This is a genomic window from Microbacterium sp. BG28 (assembly GCF_034044005.1).
In the GTDB taxonomy this organism is placed as follows: domain Bacteria; phylum Actinomycetota; class Actinomycetes; order Actinomycetales; family Microbacteriaceae; genus Microbacterium.
The window spans coordinates 62,190-83,177 of the sequence record NZ_JAXCHA010000001.1; the positions used below are offsets into that span (position 1 = coordinate 62,190).

At 69.1% G+C, this 20,988-nt stretch carries 20 protein-coding genes and 1 tRNA gene; 11 read left to right on the forward strand and 10 right to left on the reverse strand.

All coding sequences use genetic code 11. The features are described from left to right. Nucleotides 1-31: 31 nt before the first annotated feature. The 10 genes from SK224_RS00340 (at nucleotide 32) to SK224_RS00385 (ending at nucleotide 7,044) form a co-directional block, all read left to right on the forward strand. Nucleotides 32-661, forward strand: coding sequence for a zinc ribbon domain-containing protein (locus SK224_RS00340; protein WP_320432875.1), 630 nt, complete (start codon nucleotides 32-34; stop codon nucleotides 659-661). Between the two features lie 128 nt (nucleotides 662-789). Continuing rightward, entirely contained in the window at nucleotides 790-981 is a 192-nt protein-coding gene (locus tag SK224_RS00345) for a chemotaxis protein CheY (protein WP_320432876.1), read from the forward strand. Next, a complete protein-coding gene (locus SK224_RS00350; protein WP_320432877.1) occupies nucleotides 978-1,208 on the forward strand; it encodes a hypothetical protein in 231 nt (76 codons plus the stop codon). The genes SK224_RS00345 and SK224_RS00350 overlap by 4 nt, the downstream gene beginning before the upstream one ends. 14 nt (nucleotides 1,209-1,222) lie before the next feature. Next, the gene (locus SK224_RS00355) at nucleotides 1,223-1,666 is read left to right on the forward strand and encodes a BLUF domain-containing protein (protein WP_320432878.1); all 444 of its coding nucleotides are present in this window, start codon (nucleotides 1,223-1,225) and stop codon (nucleotides 1,664-1,666) included. Between the two features lie 155 nt (nucleotides 1,667-1,821). Then, nucleotides 1,822-2,805 (forward strand): iron-containing redox enzyme family protein, encoded by a 984-nt coding sequence (locus SK224_RS00360; RefSeq protein ID WP_320433771.1) that lies wholly within the window; start codon nucleotides 1,822-1,824, stop codon nucleotides 2,803-2,805. Next, a complete protein-coding gene (locus SK224_RS00365) occupies nucleotides 2,802-3,002 on the forward strand; it encodes a CDGSH iron-sulfur domain-containing protein (RefSeq protein ID WP_320432879.1) in 201 nt (66 codons plus the stop codon). Before SK224_RS00360 ends, SK224_RS00365 begins: the two co-directional genes overlap by 4 nt. A gap of 26 nt (nucleotides 3,003-3,028) precedes the next feature. Then, a complete protein-coding gene (locus SK224_RS00370; protein WP_320432880.1) occupies nucleotides 3,029-3,310 on the forward strand; it encodes a hypothetical protein in 282 nt (93 codons plus the stop codon). Between the two features lie 126 nt (nucleotides 3,311-3,436). After that, complete coding sequence (gene nhaA / locus SK224_RS00375; protein ID WP_320432881.1) at nucleotides 3,437-5,281, forward strand: Na+/H+ antiporter NhaA; 1,845 nt, start codon at nucleotides 3,437-3,439, stop codon at nucleotides 5,279-5,281. A 69-nt stretch (nucleotides 5,282-5,350) separates the two neighbouring features. Further along, on the forward strand, nucleotides 5,351-6,685 hold the full coding sequence (locus SK224_RS00380; protein WP_320432882.1) for a HupE/UreJ family protein: 1,335 nt from the start codon (nucleotides 5,351-5,353) through the stop codon (nucleotides 6,683-6,685). Next, nucleotides 6,682-7,044 carry an LPXTG cell wall anchor domain-containing protein gene (locus SK224_RS00385; protein ID WP_320432883.1) on the forward strand — a complete coding sequence of 121 codons (363 nt, stop codon included), beginning with the start codon at nucleotides 6,682-6,684 and terminating at the stop codon, nucleotides 7,042-7,044. The genes SK224_RS00380 and SK224_RS00385 overlap by 4 nt, the downstream gene beginning before the upstream one ends. A 59-nt stretch (nucleotides 7,045-7,103) precedes the next feature. Here the strand turns inward: SK224_RS00385 and SK224_RS00390 are convergent, their stop codons facing one another. Next, a complete protein-coding gene (locus SK224_RS00390; protein WP_320432884.1) occupies nucleotides 7,104-8,192 on the reverse strand; it encodes a WxL protein peptidoglycan domain-containing protein in 1,089 nt (362 codons plus the stop codon). A gap of 85 nt (nucleotides 8,193-8,277) precedes the next feature. Continuing rightward, entirely contained in the window at nucleotides 8,278-10,248 is a 1,971-nt protein-coding gene (locus SK224_RS00395) for a metallophosphoesterase family protein (protein ID WP_320432885.1), read from the reverse strand. A 296-nt stretch (nucleotides 10,249-10,544) separates the two neighbouring features. Between SK224_RS00395 and SK224_RS00400 the strand changes: the two genes are divergently transcribed. Continuing rightward, nucleotides 10,545-11,207 carry a hypothetical protein gene (locus tag SK224_RS00400; protein ID WP_320432886.1) on the forward strand — a complete coding sequence of 221 codons (663 nt, stop codon included), beginning with the start codon at nucleotides 10,545-10,547 and terminating at the stop codon, nucleotides 11,205-11,207. Between the two features lie 16 nt (nucleotides 11,208-11,223). Here SK224_RS00400 and SK224_RS00405 read toward each other — a convergent pair whose 3' ends face one another. The 8 genes from SK224_RS00405 to topA form a co-directional block, all read right to left on the reverse strand. Continuing rightward, nucleotides 11,224-11,799, reverse strand: coding sequence for an isochorismatase family protein (locus SK224_RS00405; protein ID WP_320432887.1), 576 nt, complete (start codon nucleotides 11,797-11,799; stop codon nucleotides 11,224-11,226). Further along, nucleotides 11,796-14,036 carry an MMPL family transporter gene (locus SK224_RS00410; RefSeq protein WP_320432888.1) on the reverse strand — a complete coding sequence of 747 codons (2,241 nt, stop codon included), beginning with the start codon at nucleotides 14,034-14,036 and terminating at the stop codon, nucleotides 11,796-11,798. Before SK224_RS00410 ends, SK224_RS00405 begins: the two co-directional genes overlap by 4 nt. A 58-nt stretch (nucleotides 14,037-14,094) precedes the next feature. Continuing rightward, a complete protein-coding gene (locus SK224_RS00415; protein ID WP_320432889.1) occupies nucleotides 14,095-14,490 on the reverse strand; it encodes a hypothetical protein in 396 nt (131 codons plus the stop codon). A 212-nt stretch (nucleotides 14,491-14,702) separates the two neighbouring features. After that, nucleotides 14,703-14,775 (reverse strand) — tRNA-Thr (locus tag SK224_RS00420). Between the two features lie 74 nt (nucleotides 14,776-14,849). Further along, on the reverse strand, nucleotides 14,850-16,394 hold the full coding sequence (locus SK224_RS00425) for an alpha/beta hydrolase (protein ID WP_320432890.1): 1,545 nt from the start codon (nucleotides 16,392-16,394) through the stop codon (nucleotides 14,850-14,852). Then, nucleotides 16,391-17,545 carry a DNA polymerase III subunit delta' gene (locus SK224_RS00430; RefSeq protein ID WP_320432891.1) on the reverse strand — a complete coding sequence of 385 codons (1,155 nt, stop codon included), beginning with the start codon at nucleotides 17,543-17,545 and terminating at the stop codon, nucleotides 16,391-16,393. The genes SK224_RS00425 and SK224_RS00430 overlap by 4 nt, the downstream gene beginning before the upstream one ends. A 9-nt stretch (nucleotides 17,546-17,554) precedes the next feature. Beyond that, nucleotides 17,555-18,226, reverse strand: a complete 672-nt coding sequence (gene tmk, locus SK224_RS00435) for a dTMP kinase (RefSeq protein WP_320432892.1) — start codon at nucleotides 18,224-18,226, stop codon at nucleotides 17,555-17,557. After that, complete coding sequence (gene topA, locus SK224_RS00440; RefSeq protein WP_320432893.1) at nucleotides 18,223-20,952, reverse strand: type I DNA topoisomerase; 2,730 nt, start codon at nucleotides 20,950-20,952, stop codon at nucleotides 18,223-18,225. Before topA ends, tmk begins: the two co-directional genes overlap by 4 nt. Nucleotides 20,953-20,988 lie beyond the last annotated feature (36 nt).

Consider the following 20,988-nt stretch of genomic DNA (forward strand, 5'->3'; position numbering starts at 1 on the left):
GACTCTCCTCAGGAGTGACATGTCTGAACACGTGCCGTTCACCGACAACTTCAGCGACCTCTCCAACGCCGACGGCTACCAGTTCGAATTCCGCTGCGAGCGCTGCGGCAACGGCTACCGTTCGGCGTTCCGTCGCGACCCCCGAGCAGCCGGACAGAAGATCGCCCGCGGTCTCGGCAACCTCTTCGGGGGTCAGCTGTCGCAGTTCACCTCGATGGCGGAGAACCTGCTGGATCGCAGCACCAACTCGCCCGCGAAGGATGAGGCGCTGCGCGCCGCCACCGCGGAAATCGGCCCGCGTTTCCACCAGTGCCGCGGATGCAGCGACTGGGTGTGCGGCGACGTGTGCTGGAACGACCAGGTCGGGCAGTGCGTGCGCTGCTCCCCCGCCCTCACCGAAGAGCTCGCGCAGCTGCAGGCCGAGGCCCGACGTCAGCAGATGCGCCAGCGGCTGGAGACCGTTGACCTGGTCGGCGGAGTGGACCTCGGCCGCCAAGCTCAGCCACGCTGCCCCTCGTGCGGCGCCCAGTCGCACGGTGGCAAGTTCTGCGGCGAGTGCGGGGCTTCGCTGGTGAACGTTCGCGTGTGCGGGGGTTGCCGCGCCGAGAACCCGGGCTCGTCCCGCTTCTGCGCGGAGTGCGGGACGAGCCTTATCGCCTGACCCCACGTCGCGAGGCGATTCCGGCCGGCTTCGCAAGCCCCTCCGGCCGTCGGGCCCCATCGCGTACGTTCGTGACATGACGGCGCCTATCCCGACGGCTGCCGCCTCGATTCGAGGGCGGCGCGAGCGTGCCTGAGCGCGTGGACGCGGAGGTGCAGCGGCTGCTCGGGCTCGACAGCGCCATCGTGGTGCGCTACACCGACGCCATCACCCCCGACAGCTTCTCGCTCAGCTACCGCTCCCTGTACCTCCACAGCTCGCATCGAGAGGCCATCGAGGCGATCTGGGCGGCGCGACGCCAGGAAGGAGAGGCCCCATGATGACGACGGACCCGAACGCTGCGGGCGTCGTGTGGGCGCGCGTCGAGGACGGCTTCCACGTCGGCAGCAGGTGGGGAGAGTTCCTGGGCTACATCGAGCGACAGGGCGACGGCGGGTTCGCCGCCTTCGACATGCATTCGCGCCCCGCGGGGTGCTTCACCGCAATCGCCCACGCGATGAGCGCACTCACCGCACAGCCGCCGCGCCCACGTCCTGTGCGTCGCTGAAGGAGCCCACCACCGTGACCGACCCGTTGATCTCCGTCGTCTACACCAGTCACGCGCGCGCCCCCTTCACCGACCCCGATCTGGAGCAACTGCTCACCACCAGCCGCGCGTCGAACCGTCGCCGCGGAATCACCGGCATGCTCCTGTATCGGGCGGGGCACTTCATCCAGATCCTCGAGGGCCCGGATGCGGCGGTGCGCGAGCTGATGCGGGTCATTCAAGCCGACCCGCGGCACGGCGATGTGCGGATCGTCCGGGACGAGGAGATCGGCGAGCGACGGTTCCCAGAGTGGAGTATGGGCTACGAGCCCATCTCGCCGCCCTCGCATCCGGCTCCCGACGGCTTCCGCGACACGTTCGACGACCTCGGCGACGAGGCTGACCCGGACAACGTGCTGCGGGCGATCGGGGAGCTCACCCTGTGGTTCCGGGTGCGCAGCCGGCATCAGAGGGACTGACCCGCGCCGCACGCTCCGATGTGTCAAGCCCCCTTCGCCTGGGCGCAGGAACGGGTGAGATGCAGACGTTCCCCCGAACGATCGGAGCACTCGTGTCACTGACCGCCATCCCCCGGGCGACTCTGCCCGGTCTGCCTTTCGCCGCCCGCGGGCCGATGAGCGAGGCCGTCGCACGGCGCCTCACCTCCGCTGCCGCAGGCGGCGATCTGGGCGCACTGGCCGCGGAAGCCCTCTCGATGACGACGGACATCGTCCGCGACGATGACATCCAACTCGCGCTCTTCTGCCTCTACGCGAACGCCTACGGCTCGCTCGACGGCCTCGACGCGGCGCTGGAGTGGGATGCGGAACTCCTCACCGTCCGGCAGCTCCTCGAGTCGACGTTCGAGGCCGCCCTGCGTCGAGAGGTCTCCGTGCCCGCCCTTCCGACCCCCAACGCCCCCGACGTCGCACAGGCGCTCTTCACGCTGACCTCCGATGACAGCGGTCCGAGCCTTTCCCGCTACCTCGCCCGCAAGGCGACCGACGAGCAGGCCCGCGAGTTCCTCATCCAGCGCACGATCTACACGCTGCGCGAGGCCGACCCGCACTCGTGGGCGATCCCCCGGCTACGCGGGCGCGCGAAGGCTGCACTCGTGGAGATCCAGTCCGACGAGTACGGTGGGGGCCGCCCCGACCGTGTGCACGCCGAGATCTTCGCGCGCACGATCCGCGCCGCCGGCCTCGACGATCGCTACGGCGCGTACGTCGACGACGTCCCCGCCGCGACTCTGGCCTCGCAGAACACGATGTCGATGTTCGGGCTGAACCGTCGTCTGCTGGGCGCCATCGTGGGCCACCTGGCCGCCTTCGAGATGACGTCGTCGATCCCCAATCGTCTCTACGGCGACGGTCTGCGCAGGCTCGGCTACGGCGACGACGTGACCGACTACTTCGACGAGCACGTCGAGGCCGACGCCGTGCACGAGCAGATCGCCGGCCGCGACCTCGCAGGCGCCCTCGCGGAGGACCGCCCCGACCTGCTCGCCGACATCATGTTCGGCGCTGCGGCGTGCCTGGCCGTCGACGGCTGGGTTGCGCAGCACATGTACGACGCCTTCACGAACGGTGTGTCCTCGCTGCGTGGCGGTGCCGCATGAGCGATGAGCCCGTGACGATCACGGCCTACCCGGACGGCCCGCTGCTCGTGCGAGGCGCGGCGCAGATCGTGGATGCGGCCGGCAACGCTGTCGAACGCCGTCGCCGCACGGTCGCGCTGTGCCGCTGCGGACTGTCGAGCATCAAACCGTTCTGCGACGGCACGCACAAGGCGGCGGGCTTCCGCACGGACGAGTGACCCGCCCGTTACGAGAGGATGGGGGCATGGACACCGCACGCGACGACGACGTCGCCGCCGACTACCTGAGCGCGGCGCTCGTGCCGCGCCCCTCGAACTGGGTACGCGCGGGGGTCGATGCCCTGCTCGGTTCCGGCGTGCTCAACATGTACGACGTCGAGGTACGCCGCCTCGACACCCAGGCGCTGGTGCTCCGTATCCCCACCGACGCCAATACGGCGTCGCATCTGTTCGGCAAGATCGAGCTGGAGATGGAGACGCTCACGGTCTCCGCATTCCTGGAGTCCTGGCGTCCGATGCAGCGCTGATCGGAGGCGATCCGGCAGGGTGGGCTAGGCGGGGCCCCTCTCGCTCGCCCCGACAGGCCCCGGATGCGGCAGACTTCCTCCTGGGCATTCGCCCGTGATCCCGCTTCCGCGCCCGGGAGGAGCCCGATGACCCGCGTCGAACTGCACCGCAGCGGCCCCGCCAAGAAGAAGCGCCGGCCGATCGCCCCGGACCGTCTGTCGGCAGCCCTGATGCTGATCGCCACCGCTCTCGCCATCATCTGGGCGAACAGCCCCTGGGGTGCCGGCTACGAGCACTTCTGGGAGACGCCGATCGCCATCGCCGTGGGCGACGTGCAGATCGACTCGAACCTCCACGCGCTCGTCAATGACGGGCTGATGACGCTGTTCTTCTTCCTCGTCGGCCTCGAGGTCAAGCGCGAGCTGACCATCGGCGAGCTCACCGACCGCGCTCGTGCCACGCTTCCGATCGCGGCGGCGGTCGCGGGACTCGTGGTACCCGCGGCGATCTTCATCCTCTTCACCCTCGGCACCGACGAGACGCACGCGTGGGGCGTCGTGATCTCCACCGACACGGCGTTCCTGCTGGGGGCCCTCGCCATCATCGGCCCGAAGTTCCCCGCTCGCCTACGCGCGTTCCTGCTGACCCTCGCCGTCGTCGACGACATCGGGGCGCTCCTGGTGATCGGCGTCTTCTACTCCGACAGCCTCAACCTGGTGGCCCTCCTGGTGGCCGTCGTGCTCATGGGGCTGATCGCCCTCGTGCGATTCCTGCCCTACGGCCGCGGCTTCTCCTACGCGGCCCTGGGCATCGCCCTCTGGATCGTTGTGCTGCTGTCGGGCGTGCACGCGACCCTCGCCGGCGTCGCCATCGCGCTCCTCATCCCGGTCTTCCCGCCCCGGCGCAGCGATGTCGAGCGCACCGCTGAGCTCACGCGCGCCTTCCGCGAGTCGCCCAACACGGTCTATGCGGCCGCGGTGCAGCGCAGCCTCCGCGACTCGCTCTCGATCAACGAACGCGTGGATGCGGGATGGCGCCCCTACATCTCCTTCGGCGTGCTGCCTCTGTTCGCGCTGGCGAACGCGGGCGTCCACCTCGACCCGGCAACGTTGAAGGAGGCCTTCACCTCACCGTTGACCTGGGGCATCATCGTCGCTCTCGTCGCCGGCAAGTTCGTCGGCATCACGGGCGCGACCTGGCTGCTGCGCGCGACCGGCAAGGGCGTTCTCGCCCCCGGCCTCGGGATGACACGGATCGCCGGCGGCGGGGCCCTTTCGGGCATCGGATTCACGATCGCGCTCTTCCTCGTGCCCATCGCGATCGACGACCCGCACACGCAGGACCTCGCCCGCGTCGGCGTGCTCACCGCATCCGTGCTCGCGTTCCTCGCCGGATGGGCGATCATCTCGATCGGCGACCGCCTGCGTCCGCCCGTCGCCGTGGGCAAGTACCTGAACCGGCCCGTCGACCCCGCGCGCGACCACATCAAGGGGCCGAAGGACGCGCCGCTCACGATCGTCGAGTACGGCGACTTCGAGTGCCCGTTCTGCGGCCGCGCGACCGGCTCCATCGACGAGGTCTTCGCCGCGCTGGGCGACCAGGTGCGGTGGGTGTGGCGGCACCTTCCGCTCGACGCGCCGCATCCGCACGCGCAGCAGGCAGCGCAGGCATCGGAGGCCGCGGCGGCGCAGGGCCACTTCTACGAGATGACGCGCAAGATGTTCGCCCATCAGGATCAGCTGGAACTCTCGGACCTGATCCGCTACGCCGACGAGCTCGGGCTGGACACCGATCGCTTCGCCGACGACCTGCGCTCCCCCGCTGTGCTGCGCCACATCCAGGATGACCGCTTCGACGCAGAACTCATGGACCTGCATTCGACGCCCACGTTCTTCATCGGCGGGATCCGCCATGTCGGCCCCTGGGACTCGGCCTCCCTCATCCGCGCCCTCGAGGCCTCCCGCGGTCGGGTCATCGAGCCGCACCCGTAAGTCGGCTCCTGCTCCGAGCGGTTGCCGCCCGTTCGACAGCCGTTTGCCCGCCGCCCCTAGGGTTCGCGTGTGCTTACCACCGTCGTCCGTCGTGCGCGGAAGAACCGCCTGGCGGCCATCGCGCTCGCGGTCCTCCTGCTGGTCCTCGTCCTCGTCGTCCTGCCCACGCAGCGCGCGGCAGCGCATCCCACGGGCTCGACCGGCGTGTTCCTCACGGTCCGCCAGGATGCGGTGGATGTGAAGATGCAGATCCAGAAGGCCGGCTTCGTGGCGGCCACGGGCTACGACATCGCCACCGAGCAGTCGGAGCTCGACGCGATCTCCGACAACCTCATGACGTTCCTGCTCCACCGCGTGCGCGTCTCGGACGAGCAGGGCGCACTGACCGCCTCCGTGCTCGAGAAGCCGACCTTCGCGACGGTCAACGAGGAGGATGCGATCGAGACGACGCTCCGCTTCGCTGCGGGACGCCCGCTGCAGGGTGCACTGACGTTCACAGACGACTTCATCATCGACGTCGTCCCCTCGCATCAGGTCTACGTCGCGCTGATCAGCGACTGGGACGACGGCCAGATCAACGAGGGCGACCCGGAGGTCATCGGCGTGCTGGGCGGCGGCGTCACGCACCTCACGTGGGAACGCAGCGACACCGACCCGCTACATGGCCTGCTCGCGGTGATCCGCCTCGGGATGCTGCACATCGCCGAGGGCACCGATCACCTGCTGTTCCTGACGACGTTGCTGATCGTCGCCCCCTCGCTCGCCACGAGGGCTCGGCGAGGATGGCGCTGGAAGCAGCCCATCCCCGTGAAGAAGACCATGGGTAGGGCAGCACTGACGATCACGGCGTTCACCGTCGGACATCTGATCACGCTCGCGCTCGTGTCACTGGGACTCATCTCCTTCCCCGAGAAGCCGGTGGAGATCCTCGTCGCCGTCTCGATCGCGGTCGCTGCCGCGCACGCGCTGAAGCCGCTGCTCCCGCGTGGGGAGCTGCTCATCGCGGGAGTGTTCGGGCTCGTGCACGGCACGGCGTTCGCCACGACGATCCTCGAACTCAATCTCGGGTTCGGCGAGACCCTCGTCGCCATCATCGGCTTCAACGTCGGGGTTGAGCTCGCACAGCTCATCGCCGCACTGCTCGTGCTCCCGCTCCTCATCTGGCTTTCCCACGCGCGCGCGTTCGCCGGCTTCCGCACCGCCGTCGCGATCGCCGCGATCGTGGCCGCCGCCGCGTGGATCGGCGGAATCCTGACCGATCAGGACTCGGTGCTGCAGCCGGTGTTCACCGGGATCGCGAGCTTCCCCGTCGTGTCGTACCTCCTACTGGTGGCCCTGGTCGCGGCACTCTGGTACTTCACGCGCACCACGGCATCCTCGCGACGGATCGAGGTGGGACGGTGACCGCGCCCCAGCAGCGGGCCCGGGCATCGCTGCTGGGACGAGGCTCCGTGGCCCTGACCGTCGCGACGCTCCTCCTGGGCACGGGAGCCTCGGTCGCCAACGCCGCGGAGGACGACCCGGATGCGGGAACGCCAGCGGGCGGAGAGATGGTGATCACCGTCGACATACCTGACCATGCGGGGGCCGCATCCCCGTCCCCGACCACCGAACCGTCGCCGACCGCCGCGCCGTCCCAGACGCCCACCGGCGCGCTGCCCGCGACCGGCGACGATGTGCAGCGGCTTCTCCCGTGGCTCCTCGGCGGGTTGGCTGTCACGAGCGTGGGCGCAGCCCTCATCTCTCGCCGTCGTCGCGCCTGAGCCGCTTCCACGACAGAGCGCCCCCGGATCGCTCCGGGGGCGCTCTGTCGTGGTGAGGCTCAGTCGACCGACGCGGCCCCGGCGGCGGCCCTCGCACGCTCTTCGGCGAGAGCGCGGGCGACCGCGTCCTCCACGCGCGCATCGGCGCGCTGCTGGGCGGCCTTGCTGCGGTGGCGACGCGAGCGCAGCAGCAGGACGATCGCGGCCGCGACGAGCAGGACGATCACGAGCAGTGTCCACGGGACGGCGGCGCCGATCGTCTGTCCCGTCACCGTCTCGAGCGGAGTCGTCGAACCGGACGCATCCGTCACGACAGGCACCACGTTCACGCCTGCGATGAGAGCGAACACGGGAGGAACTCCCGGAACGGAAACCGTCTGGGTCCACGACTCGCCCGGAAGCAGCGCCGGCACGTCCTGTGCCGCGGCGGCGTCCGTGCCGAAGAGGTCGAAGATTCCACTGACACGCGCCGTCGGCTGGGCTGCGATCGAGGCGTTGCCGGTGTTGTGCAGGGTGTAGGTCACGGTGGCGTCACCGCCGGCGAAGGGGCTCAGCCCACCGTTCCAGGCGACAGACATGTTCTCGACCGCCAGGGAGGGCGCAAGCTCGCCACCGACCCGCAGGTTGACGCGGATCCCCAGCCTCCGATCGACGGTGACGCCGTTCTGGGCATCCGGCGCGCTGAGCGAGGTGACCACGCCGCCGGCGTAGTCACCGGGCGTAGCGTTCTCGGGGACGGAGAGGGTGAACGGGACGGTGACCGTCTCGCCGGCCGCCACCGTCACGGTCGCCTGCTGCGGAACGATCCAGGCGCCGATCGCATGGGACGGATCTCCCGCGACGAGCAGCGACAGCTGACCTTCCTCGGACGTCGAGCCATCGGCGGCGTAGACCTTGAGGTCCAGTGCCTCGTCACCGTGGTTCGCGATCGTGACGGCGTCCGAGACGGACCCGCCCGGATCGACCGTGTACGTGTAGTTCGTGCGCTCCGAGCCCAGGTTGTTGGAGGCGGTCCGGACGGTCCAGGTGACCTCATCGCCCTCGGCGGCCTGAGCGGGTGCGGCGAAGGCGAGGACCGCGAGCACGGCGAGCATCGCGGAACTCAGCGCGATGAGGCGAGGATGCGGAGGAGTCGAGCGTGGGTTCACGGAGATCTTTCGGGTCGTGGCGGAATGGGGATGTCCGTGGGAGAGGGCAGGCGCCCCCTCCCACGGACGGAAGGTGCCGCGGGCGTCAGCCGGCGAGCGCGGTGAGGGTCAGGGTCGCGCGATAGCTGCCCTTTGCCGTCTCGGTCGGCAGCTTGAGATCGAGCGCCGCTCCCAGCAGCGCCGATCCCTTCGTGTGCCCCTGCGCCGCAGAGCCGAGCACGCGGCTGACGGCCAGACCGTCACCGGTGTCGTAGCCCGAGGAGACAGGTGCACCGGCGGTGGCCCCGGCGCCGTCGGTGACGACCTTCGGCGTCCAGCCCAGGTAGCGTCCGGAGAACGTCTTGTCGCCGTCCTTGAAGTCGCCGAGCACCGAGGTGAGCGACCACGGAGCCAGCGAGGAGCGCGTGTCGGTGACGCTGATCGGGTTGATCTCGCCCGTCGCCTCGAAGTAGTCGCCCTTCTCCTCGGCGGTCCCGAGGTCGACGAGACCGTTCTGTCCGTCGATCGTCCAGCCGAACTCGCCGGGAGCCTGGTTGGGAACGTCGACCTGGATGTCCTGACCGTCGCCGTGGAAGGGGTGGATGGTGACCGAGTCGATCAGGGACCCGACGCCGTCGACCGCTGTGCTCGAACCCGGCGTGCCGCACCAGCCGACCTTGCCCTGCTCCACCGCAGCGTTGGGCGCGTCGCAGGTGCCGGAGCGGATGCCCTCGACCACGAGCTGATCGGCGCGCACCTGCACCTTGACGTAGCTGCGCACGTGCTCCTGGTTCTGCACGGAGTTGTACCAGTAGTCGCTCGGCTTCAGCGGGTCGGGACCGTTGCCCGCTCCCGTGGTTCCGCTGTTGTCGGGCGCCGTGATGTCGTAGTACTTCGAACCCGATGCCGAGTTCGCCGTCATGTAGATGACGCCGCCCTCACCGACGAAGACATCGTTCTGGCCGGGCTGCTCGGCAGGATTGGCCTTCTCGCCGTTCTTGATCTCGTAGCTGCGGGTGTAGACGTGGTCGTGGCCCTGGAGCACGAGGTCGACGCCGAGCTTCGAAAAGGTGGTCGGGAAGTCCACGCGACGCACCTTGTTGTCGGCGTCCTTCGCGTGGTCCGCGGCGGAGTAGATCGAGTGGTGGTACACGAGCACGGTGTACTTGGCGTCGGCGCCGTGCTGGTTCACCACATCCGTCACGTACTGCACGTGGGCCGCGTCACCGCCGCCGTTCGCCGAGTCGTAGCTGTTGCTGTTGAGGTCGATGAACAGCACGTCCTTGTAGATGTACCAGTAGTCGCCGCCGGACGTCGTCGCCGTCTTGGTCGGGTCCTTGTAGTAGGCCGAGGAGTAGTCGGTGTTGGGCGTGTAGAAGTGCTGCTCGTACGCCTTGCCGCCGACGTCGTGGTTACCGATCGTCGCGGCCCAGGGGTACTGGCGCAGCTGGTCGGGAGCGAGGAACGCGTCCCACTGCGGCTCGGTGTTGGCCGACTCGACCTGGTCGCCGCCGGAGACCAGCAGCTCCGCGTTGGGGTTGGCGGTCAGCGCGACGTTCATGGTGTCGGCCCAGCCGGCGCCGTCCTTCGCGACGTTGCCCGAGGACCCGATCTGGGGGTCGCCGAAGAACAGGAAGTCGAAGTCGCCCTCGAAGGACTGCGTCTTGAACGAGTAGGTCGGCGACCAGTTGCCATCGGATCCCACACGGTACGAGTACTGCGTGTTCTCCTGCAGCCCCGACAGGACGGCGTGGCGGTTGTAACCCGTGGTCGAGACGTTGGTGGCGCCGGTGGCGGCGAAGGTCGTCACGGAGGCGACGAACTGACCGTTCACCACGGCAGAGGTGGGGGCCAACTGCACGACCTGCGACGTGTCGGCGGAGGTGTACCACGACACCGTGCGCTGCGTCTCGTTGGAGGCCACGCCCAGCACGATGCCGGTGTAGCCCGCAGGGTCGTCGGCGTGCGCCGCGGGGGCGACGAGGGCGCCGCTGAGCATCAGCGCGGCGCCGACCGCCGCCGCCGAGGCCCACAGGGCCGCGCGACCCGTGGGTCGCGAGGGTGCTGCAAGGAGCATGTGTCTTCCGTTTCTGGAGAGGAAGTGGATGTGGGTCAACCAGGCAGACGCACGGATCCCGGCGCCTGGAAGCAGACTGGCTCGACGAACTTTCCTGGGAGTGAACGATCGATGGCTTACGAATCGGCTGTCGGGAGAACAGATGAGGATCACGGGGTGTCCCGCCGGTGCGCCCGCCCGGTGAACGCCGACGGCAGATCCGAAGAACAATGCGCGAACCGGGGCTCGAGGATGCAGCGGCGTGCGCGGCGACCGGCATCCTGGTCTCGCCCCTCCGATCTCTACAAGGAATCTCCGTGCCGCATCGCCCCGCATCCCTCCTCCTCGGCGCGACCGGCTTCGCGCTCGTACTCGCACTGACCGGATGCGCGAGCGCCGACTGGAGCGTGCCGCGCGACGCGATCGGCGTTGTGGGGTCCCCCGCGTCGGGTTTCGCTCCCGAGATCGAGCCGACGCCGGAGGCGACGGTCGATCCGCGGAGCGGGTCGTGGGACGACGTGCATCCCGCCCCCGGCTACCGCGTTGTGCTCCTGACCTCCGGCGACGACGCAACGACCCAGACGCTGCGCGAGGCCGTGAGCGCATGGGCGGCCGACGAGCACGTCGATCTGCGAACGGTGGATGCGGGCGGCGACGCGATCACGGGCATCGTGCACGCGATGGATCTGAATCCCGAGCTCATCGTCGCGGCCGGCGAGGATCTCATCGATGCGATGGCGATGGTGACGCCGAACCACCTCGACATCGCGTTCCTGGTGCTCGGGGCGGAACTGGCCGAGCCCACCGAGAACGTCACCGCGGTCGACTGGACGGGCGCGGGATTCCGCGGCGAGGGCCTGGGGTCGGCCACGCACTTCGACGAGGCGTCGTTCACCCCCGAGCGCTGCGACGATGCGATCCGCGCGGGCGTCGCGGCCGTGCTGACCGGCATGACCGGCCTCGTGCTCTGGATCTCGTGAGCTCCGTGGGGGGCGCTCAGCGCGACGCGGTCACCTCGGCACCGGCGTGCGCAATCTCGGCGAGGGCCTTCTCGCTCGACTCCGCGTGAACTCCGGCCACGAGGTCGGTGAACACGCGCACGTGCCGCCCGGCCGCGATGGCGTCGAGGGCCGACGCGCGCACGCAGTAGTCGGTCGCGAGACCCACCACGTCGATGTCGAGGATCCCGTGCTCCTCCAGCAGCTCGATCGCCGTGCGGCCGTCGTCGGTGCGTCCCTCGAAGAGCGAGTACGCCGGCTCGCCCCGCCCCTTCTTGAGGTGGTGCGTCACGGCGGACGTGTCGAAGACTTCGTCGTACTCGGCGCCGAAGGTGCCCGCGACGCAGTGGGGCGGCCACGTGTCGATGAAGTCGGGCTCTGCGGCGAAGTGCCCGCCGTTGTCACCCTCGGCATCGTGCCAGTCCCGGGACGCGACGATGAGGCCGTAGTCGCCCGCATGCTCCGCGAGGTAGGCGGAGATCCGCTCGGCGACCGCGTCACCCCCCGCCACACCGAGAGCACCGCGCTCGGTGAAGTCGTTCTGGACGTCGACGATGAACAGCGCCTTGGTCATGATCCGAGCGTACGCCGGTACTCGGCGCGCGTCATCGGTGCCACATCCTTCGTCTCCGGTCCGGCACGCCACAGCTTGGAGGGCCACCACACCGCGCGCCCGATGTCGGATGCGAGCGCGGGCACCAACAGCGAACGGACGACGAAGGTGTCCAGGAGCACACCGAACGCGACGATGAACGCCAGCTGCGCGAGGAACAGGATCGGGATGACGCCGAGGGCAGCGAACGTCGCCGCGAGCACGAGGCCGGCCGAGGTGATCACCCCTCCGGTCGACACGAGGCCGCGCACGATGCCCGCGCGCGTGCCGTGGCGAAGCGACTCCTCCCGCACGCGCGACATGAGGAAGATGTTGTAGTCGATGCCGAGCGCGACGAGGAAGACGAAGCCGTAGAGCGGCACCGCGGGGTCGGCGCCGGGGAAGTCGAAGACGTGGTTGAACACGAGCGCGCTCACCCCCATCGCCGTGCCGAACGAGATGACCGTGCTCGCGATCAGCAGCACCGGCGCCAGGATCGAGCGCAACAGGAGCATGAGGATGATGAAGACGACGGCGAGGATGACGGGGATGATCACCGTGCGGTCGCGGATCGAGGTGGCGTTGGTGTCGACGTCAATGGCGGTCTGACCGCCGACGAGCGCCGCGCCTTCCCCGAGATCGCGGTCGAGGGTGTCGCGCAGCGCCACGACCGCGTCGTCGGCGGCGGCGGAGTCGGCCGCATCCGCGAGCGTCGCGATCAGCAGCGCGTCGCCGTCGACGGTGGTGGCCGAAGGTTCGGGGGTTCCGGGCGGGCCGACCGCGGCGAGCTCGAGCGCACCTTGCGAGACGGTGACCGACGCCTGACCCGTCGGCGAGTCCGCGGCGGCGATCGCCACACTGTCGATGCCCTGCGCATTCGACGTGGCGGTGACGGCCGCGGCCGCATCCGACTCGGAGACCACGACGTAGACCGGGCTGCCGGAGCCTGCCGGGAAATGCTCCGCGAGCACGTCCTGGCCGTCGCGCGCCTGCGAGTACCCCAGTACGAGGTCGCTGGAGGGCACGCCGTCGGCCTTGAGCTGCGTGATGCCCGCGGCTCCCACGAGCAGGACGACGGTGCTGATGATCCACACCGGACGAGCGCGCCGCGTGACGAATCGCGCCACCCGCGGCCAGAGGCCCGACACGGGCGCGTTCGGGTCGTCGGACGGAACCGGCGCGGGGTGCTTCGGGATGAAGGGCCAGAAGGCGGCGCGTCCCACGAGCGCGAGCAGCGCGGGCAGGAAGGTGAGCGCCGAGAGCATCGCGAACGCGATGCCGATGGCCGCGATCGGGCCGAGCGCGCGGTTGCTGGCGAGATCCGAGAGCAGCAGGCACAGCAGTCCCGCGATGACGGTTCCGCCGGAAGCGAGGATGGGCTCGAAGGCGCCGCGCCAGGCCTGCACGGTCGCCGGCCATCTCGTCTGCCCCTCGGCCACCGCCTCGCGATATCTCGCCACGAAGAGGAGCGCGTAGTCGGTGGCGGCGCCGATCACGAGGATGAAGAGGATGCCCTGCACCTGGCCGTTCAGCACGAAGATCCCGGCCTTGGCGAGCCACCACACGGTCAGCAGCGCAACGCACAGCGCGAAGACGCTCGTCAGCAGCACGAGCACCGGCAACAGCGGGGATCGGTAGACGATGACGAGGATCACGAAGACGGCGATGAGCGCGACGCCGAGCAGCAGCCCGTCGATGCCGAGGAAGCCCTCGACGAGGTCCGCGGTGAATCCGGCGGGACCGGTCACCCATCCTTCGACGCCCGAGGGCGCCTGTGAGGCGACGACATCGCGGACCGCCTCGACGGTGTCGGGCACCTCGCCCGAGGCGTCGATGGGCACGAAGATCTGCGCGGCGAGACCGTCGTCGGACACGATCGGCGGCGAGATGCCGTCGAGGACCCCCGGCGTCCGCGCGATGTCGTCGGCAACCGTCTGCAGCTCGGTGAGCTGCCCGTCGCCGAGCTTCTGGTCTGCCGAGAACACCACGACGGCAGGGATGCTGTCGCCGGCCAGGAAGTCGGGAAGCCGCTCGTTGACCTGCGTGGAGGCCGCGCTCTGCGGCAGGAACGTCGACTGGTCATTGGTGGAGACCTCGTCGACCTTGCCGAAGTACGGACCACCGATCGAGCCCACGACGAGCCAGACGAGCACGAGCAGTGCGGGGATGCCCACCCGGAGCCAGCGTGAGGGTCGGGGCGAAGTCGAGGATGCGGCCATGTCGCTAGCTTATCTAGCTATATGGCCGCCGCGCCACTCTCTTTCTTTCGCCGCCGGTTCAGGCCGCGAACATGGTCACCAGCGACAGGACGAGCGCGAGGACGCCGACCGCGAACAGTCCCACCGTGAACCACCCGGTCAGTCGTACGAGCGGAGACCGGGCGATGAACCGCATCCGATCGTCCGTACCGGCGCGGTAGTAGATGGCCGCCTCATCCGCACCCGCGAGGTGCGCCTCGTCGGCGTCGCTGAGCACCGCACGCCCCACGCCGCCCTCCGCGGTGAACCAGTGCGCGACGCGCCCGGTCTCGCCCGGTTCGATGATTGCGTGCGCGGCAGTCCAGGTGCCGTCCACCAGCAGCAGAATCAACCAGATGACTCCGACGGCCACCGCGCCGAGGAAGCCGACCCAGGTGAACGTCTCCAGCAGCACGTCGACGGTGTGACCCACCATCAGATCATCCCATCCCCCCCTCGCCCGCTCCGCCATCCCCTTCCGATCCCGCGAGACTGCATGTCGATCACGAGATCACGGGTAAACACAGTGAACTCGTGACGAAAGTGCAGTCTCGCGGGAGAAGCGAGCATCGACGCGGGCGAGCGAGCGGATGCGGGCGGCCGGAGAACAGAAGAGGGGCCCCTTCCGGGACCCCTCTTCTCGTGCTGAGCCGCCTAAGGGAATCGAACCCTTGACCTATTCATTACGAGTGAATCGCTCTGCCGTCTGAGCTAAGGCGGCGCGCGTCGCTTCCGCGATGCACAAGCAACGATCTTACATGCTCGAACAGGCGGCCGCGAACGCTCGGGAGGCGCTCACTCGCAGCGCAGGCCATCCTGGGGCACGGTGCCGTCGATGAAGTACGCCTCCACCGCGTCGTCGACGCAGGTGTTGCCCTTGTTGTAGCCGGTGTGGCCCTCGCCGACCCGCGTGATCAGCACGCCGGAGGCGAGCTGATCGGCCAATGCCACCGACCAGTCGTAGGGGGTGGCGGGGTCGTTCGTGGTGCCGATGACGACGATGGGCGCGGCGCCCTGGGCGGTCAGCGCCTTGCGCTCACCGCTCGGCGGGAACGGCCATGAGGCGCACGAGTCGACGTCGCTCGACCAGTACGGCGCCACGGTCGGCGCGCGCTCCGCGAGCAGGGCCTTCGACGCGGCCTCCTGCTCCGGTGTGGCGTCGTCCGGGTAGTCCATGCAGTTGTAGGCGGTGAAGGCCTCGGTGGAGTTGTCGCTGTAGGCGCCGCCGCTGCGGTTGTAGTAGAAATCGGCGAGCTGGAACGCGACCGACGGATCTCCCTGCATCGCATTGGAGAGTGCCGTCGTCAGATACGACCAGCTGTCCTGCGAGTAGAGAGCCGCGACGATCGCGGTCATCATCGAATCGGCGCCCATGCGGCGGCCGTCCGCGTTGGGAAGCGGATCGCGATCGGCGCTCGCGAGCAGCGTACTGAGATCCGCCATGCCGTCGTCGACCGTGCCGGTGAAGGGGCAGTCGGAACCCTGGAGGCACGAGGCCATGTAGGCCCGCAGCGCCGACTCGAATCCGATGCCCTGCGTCGTCGACACATCGAGCTGGGAGGTCTCGGGATCGATCGCGCCGTCGAGGACGAGGCGGCCGACACGCTCCGGAAAGAGCTGCGCGTATGTCGCGCCGAGGAAGGTGCCGTAGGAATAGCCGAGGTAGTTGAGCTTCTCGTCGCCCAACACACCGCGCAGCAGATCCATGTCGCGGGCGGACTGCTCGGTGGTGATGAACTGCAGGATGCCGTCGCTGTTCGCCTCGCATGCCTGGGCGAACGTCTGGTTGCGTGCCTCGAGCTGGCTGTTCCACTCCGCGGAGCCACGGGTGCCTGTGGGGATGTCGAACAGGTAGCGGTCCATGTCGGGAGCGTCGAAACAGCGCACCGCGCTCGACTCGCCGACACCGCGCGGGTCGAACCCGATCACGTCGTAGTCGCTCTGGAGAGCATCGCCGACCGCGAACGAGAGCGAATCGCGGATGAGCGCGACACCACTCGCGCCGGGGCCGCCGGGATTCGTCAGCAGCGACCCGAGGGGATCTCCGTCCGTGGCGAGGTGTCGCACGACGGCGAGCTCGATCTCGCCGGCCGACGGGTTGTTCCAGTCGAGAGGGGCCGTGACCGTGGTGCAGTCGAGCCCGGTGCCGCACGGGTTCCACGAGAGCTCCTGGCCGTAGAACGGCAGCAGCTCCTCGGAGATACCGGTCGTGTCGGGCTCTGCGCTGCGGGTCGGCGAGGGCGCGACGTCAACCTTGAACGCGCACCCGGCGAGGGCGGCGAGGGTGACGACGACACCTGTCACAGCGATCAGGCGACGGATGCGGGGGGCGGCGCTCATGACGAGCTCCTTCCGGTGGCGACGGCGACCAGCAGGCTCTCGAGCGCCAGCGCGGGGGCCGCATTGCGCTCGAGGTTCCGCCGGGTCAGGGCGATCTCGTCGAGGACGAGAAGGGTGCGAGCCGGCTCCCATGCCGCCGCAAGGGCGTGCAGGTCGTCGGACAACTCGGTGTTGATGAGGCCGTCGGTGCGGCCGAACTGCACCATCACCACGTCGCGGAACAGCGACTGCAGATCGGTGAGGACGCGGTCGATGCCGTCGCGAAGACTGCGCGTCGCGCGCCGCTTCTGCTCGTCGGCGAGCGCGTTGAGCTGCGATCGGACGGCGGGCGGTACGGCGGCGCCCTCGGCGAGCCCGACGGTTCGCAGCAGCGATGCCCGTTCGGCCTCATCGCGCTCGACGGTGAGAGCCTTCGCATCATCGGTGGCGACCTGCACGATGCGGGCGGCCGCATCGACCGCGTCGCCGACCCCGCGCACGGCCAGTGCGCTGCGCAGCGTCTCATCGCGCCGACGGCGCGCATCGGCGTCCGTCGCCAGGCGCTGCGCCATGCCGATGTGGCGCTGCGCGTGGCGCGCGGCCTGCTCGGCGACGGCTGCTTCGACCCCGGTGCGCTGGGCGATCAGACGGGCGACATCGGACACGTCCGGCTCGCGCAAGCGCACAGTGCGCACCCGGGAACGGATGGTGGGCAGCAGATCGGCGTCGCTCGGCGCGCACAGCACCCAGATCGTGCGCTCGGGCGGCTCTTCGAGCGCCTTCAGCAGCACGTTCGAGGTGCGCTCTGCCATGCGATCGGCGTCTTCGACCACGATCACGCGGTATCGACCCAGCGAGGGCGAGTAGTACGCGCGCTCAACGAGCTGGCGCGCCTCCTCGATGCGGATGACGACCTGCTCCGTGCGCAGCGCGGTGAGGTCGGGATGTGTGCGAGCGAGCACCTGGCGCACGGCCGCGTCGTCGCCCGGCTCGGCGATGAGCGCCGCCGCGAACCCATAGGCCAGCGTCGAGCGGCCCGAGCCGGGAGGGCCGGTGATCAACCACGCGTGCGTGAGCTGGGCGGGATCGGATGCGGCCGCCTGCAGCAGCTGCACCGCGTCGTCCTGCCCCCACACGTCTTCCCAGGGGAGAGACGACGTGGCGGTGTGCATGCGCCCAGCCTATCCGCGGCCGTCGACGCTCCCGTCAGCGTCCACAGGAGGCAGCAGGCTCGCGACGCGCTCGCGGATGACGGTGGCGATCTCGTCGACGCCCACGGTTGCATCGATGACGAGGAAGCGCTGCGGCTCACCGGCCGCGAGGTCCAAGAAGGCGGCACGTACCCTCGCGTGGAACTCGTCTTTCTCCGCCTCCAGGCGATCGAACGGCTTGTCGGCAGCATCGAGGCGGGATCGTGCGGATGCGGGGTCGAGATCCAGCAGCACGGTCACATCCGGCAGCGCGCCCCCGGTGGCCCAAAGCGACAGCTGGCGGATCTCCCCCGCATCCAGCACGCGTCCGGCGCCCTGGTAGGCGACGGACGAGTCGAGGTAACGGTCCTGCACCACGATCTCGCCGCGCGCCAGGGCGGGCCGCACGAGCGTCTCGACGTGCTGCGCGCGATCGGCCGCGTAGAGCAGCGCCTCGGCCCGCGCCGCGACCTCGCCGCGGTGATGCAGCACGATGTCGCGCACGAGAACGCCGACCTCCGTGCCGCCGGGTTCGCGCGTCCGCACGACCGTGCGGCCCGACTCGCGCAGCCACTGCTCGAGCAGGGTCGCCTGCGTGGTCTTTCCCGAGCCGTCACCACCCTCGAAGGTGATCCACAGACCCGACGGCGTCGCGGTGGTCACTTCTTCGCGGGCGTCTTGCGGGTCGTCGTCTTGCGCGCCGAGGTGCGCTTGGGCGCGGGGCCCTTGGCGCGCTTGTCGGCGAGCAGCTGCTTCGCCCGCTCGAAGTCGACATCGTCGACCGTCTCACCGCGCGGGATGGTGGCATTCGTCTCACCGTCGGTGACGTAGGCGCCGAAGCGCCCGTCCTTGATCTTGATCGGCTTGCCGCTGACCGGGTCCGCGTCGAACTCCTTGAGAGCGCTGGACGCGCGCCGCGCACCATACTTGGGCTGCGCGTAGCGCTCGAGCGCCTCTTCGAGGGTGATGTCGAAGATCTGCTGCTCGGAGTCGAGCGATCGTGAGTCGGTGCCCTTCTTCAGGTACGGGCCGTAGCGGCCGTTCTGAGCGGTGATCTCCTCTTCGGTCGCCGGGTCCACACCGACGACGCGCGGCAGTTCGAGCAGCTTGAGCGCGGTGTCGAGGTCGACGGTATCGACCGACATGCTCTTGAACAGAGAGGCGGTGCGGGGCTTGGGTGCGGCTTCCTTCTTCGCGCCCCGCTTCTTGGGCGCTTCGGCGACCTCGCCGGTCGCTTCGTCCACCGCATCCGGGTCGACGGGGTCGACTTCCTGCACGTAAGGCCCGAAACGGCCGTCCTTGACGACGATGAGCTTGCCGTTGTCGGGGTTCTCACCCAGCACACGATCACCGGCGATCGGAGCATCGACGAGCTCCTGCGCCTTCTCGGCGGTCAGCTCATCGGGCGCCAGCTCGTCGGGGATGTTGATGATCCGGGGCTTGGCCTCGGGGTCCGCCGGGTCGACCACCTCAAGGTACGGACCGTACTTGCCGAAGCGGAGCGTCGCCGTGTCGGTGATGCGGGTGGCGTTGAGCTCACGTGCATCGATGTCGCCGAGGTTGTCGACGATGTGGCGGAGTCCGACGTGGTTCTCGGAACCGAAGTAGAACTCCCGCAACCACTGCTCACGTCGCTGCTCGCCGCGGGCGATCGCATCGAGGTCGTCCTCAAGCGCCGCGGTGAAGTCGTAGTCGACCAGATCGGAGAAGTGCTGTTCGAGCAGACGCACGACGCTGAAGGCGAGCCAGCTGGGCACGAGGGCCTGGCCGCGCTTGGAGACGTAGCCGCGGTCGAGGATCACGTCGATGATGCTGGCGAACGTGGAGGGACGACCGATGCCCTTTTCTTCCAGCGCCTTCACGAGGCTGGCCTCGGTGTAGCGCGGCTTCGGCGACGTGGAGTGCCCCTTGGGCTCCACCTCGCGCGTGGCCAGCTCGTCGCCGACGCTCAGGGCGGGCAGTGACTGGTCGTCGGCCTTGTCGGCATCGGCGCGCTTCTCGTCGCGGCCCTCCTCATAGGCCTCCAGGAAGCCCTTGAAGGTGTAGACGGTGCCGGATGCGGTGAACTCGAGCGCCTTCTTGTCAGCCGTCAGCGCGAGCGTCACGGTGGTGGTCTCGTACTTGGCGTCGGCCATCTGGCTCGCGACAGTGCGCTTCCAGATCAGGTCGTACACACGCTGCTCGTCGCGGTCGAGGTGGGAGGCGACGGATGCGGGGGTGCGGAAGTGCTCGCCGGAGGGGCGGATGGCCTCGTGCGCCTCCTGCGCGTTCTTGCTCTTGCTCGCGTAGACGCGCGGGTTGGCGGGCACGGCGCGATCGCCGTACAGGCTCACGGCCTGCTCGCGCGCCGCTTCGACCGCCTGCTTCGAGAGCGAGGTCGAGTCGGTGCGCATATAGGTGATGTACCCCTTCTCGTAGAGACGCTGGGCGACACTCATCGTGTGCTTCGCGCTCATCGAGAGCTTGCGGCCGGCCTCCTGCTGCAGGGTCGAGGTCGTGAAGGGTGCGCGGGGGCTGCGGCTTCCCGGCTTCGATTCGAGCGCGGAGACCTGTGCCGTACCGACGCTCTCGATGGCCGCGGCGAGCGCGCGCACGTCCTCCTCGGTGAGGACGACGACCGCCTTCTTCAGCTGACCTTTGTCGTCGAAGTCGGTGCCGCGCGCGAGCGGTGCGCCATCGATGCGGGCAAGACGCGCGGTGAAGGACTGGTCGCCCTTGACGGCGAGCGTCTCGATGTCCCAGTAGCTGGCCGAGACGAACGACATGCGCTCGCGCTCGCGGTCGACGACAAGACGAGTGGCCGCCGACTGCACGCGACCGGCGCTCAGGGCCGCGCCTTCACGACCGCTGCCGACCTTGCGCCACAGCACGGGCGAGACGTCCCAGCCGTAGAGCCGGTCGAGCACGCGACGCGTCTCCTGGGCGTCCACGAGGGCCAGGTCGAGCTCGCGCGTGTTCTCGGCGGCCGCACGGATGGCGTCCTTGGTGATCTCGTGGAACACCATGCGCTTGACGGGGACCTTGGGCTTGAGCACCTCGAGCAGGTGCCACGCGATGGCCTCGCCTTCGCGGTCTTCATCGGTGGCGAGCAGGACCTGGCTCGCATCCTTCACCGCCCGCTTGAGTTCGGCGACGGTCTTGGTCTTGCGGTCGTTGACCACATAGAACGGGTCGAAGCCGTTGTCGACGTCGATCGAGTACTTGCCGTACGCGGCCTTCTTCTCGGCCGGAATGTCCTTCTTGCTCGCGAGGTCGCGGATGTGCCCCACGGAGCTGAGCACCTCGTAGTCGTCACCCAGGTAGCCCTGGATCGAGGTCATCTTGGTCGGCGACTCGACGATCACGAGCGTCTTGCCGCTCTTCGTCGTGGTCTGAGAACCCTTTGCCAACGGTGGTCCTTTCGTCGCTGTCACCATACACACCTC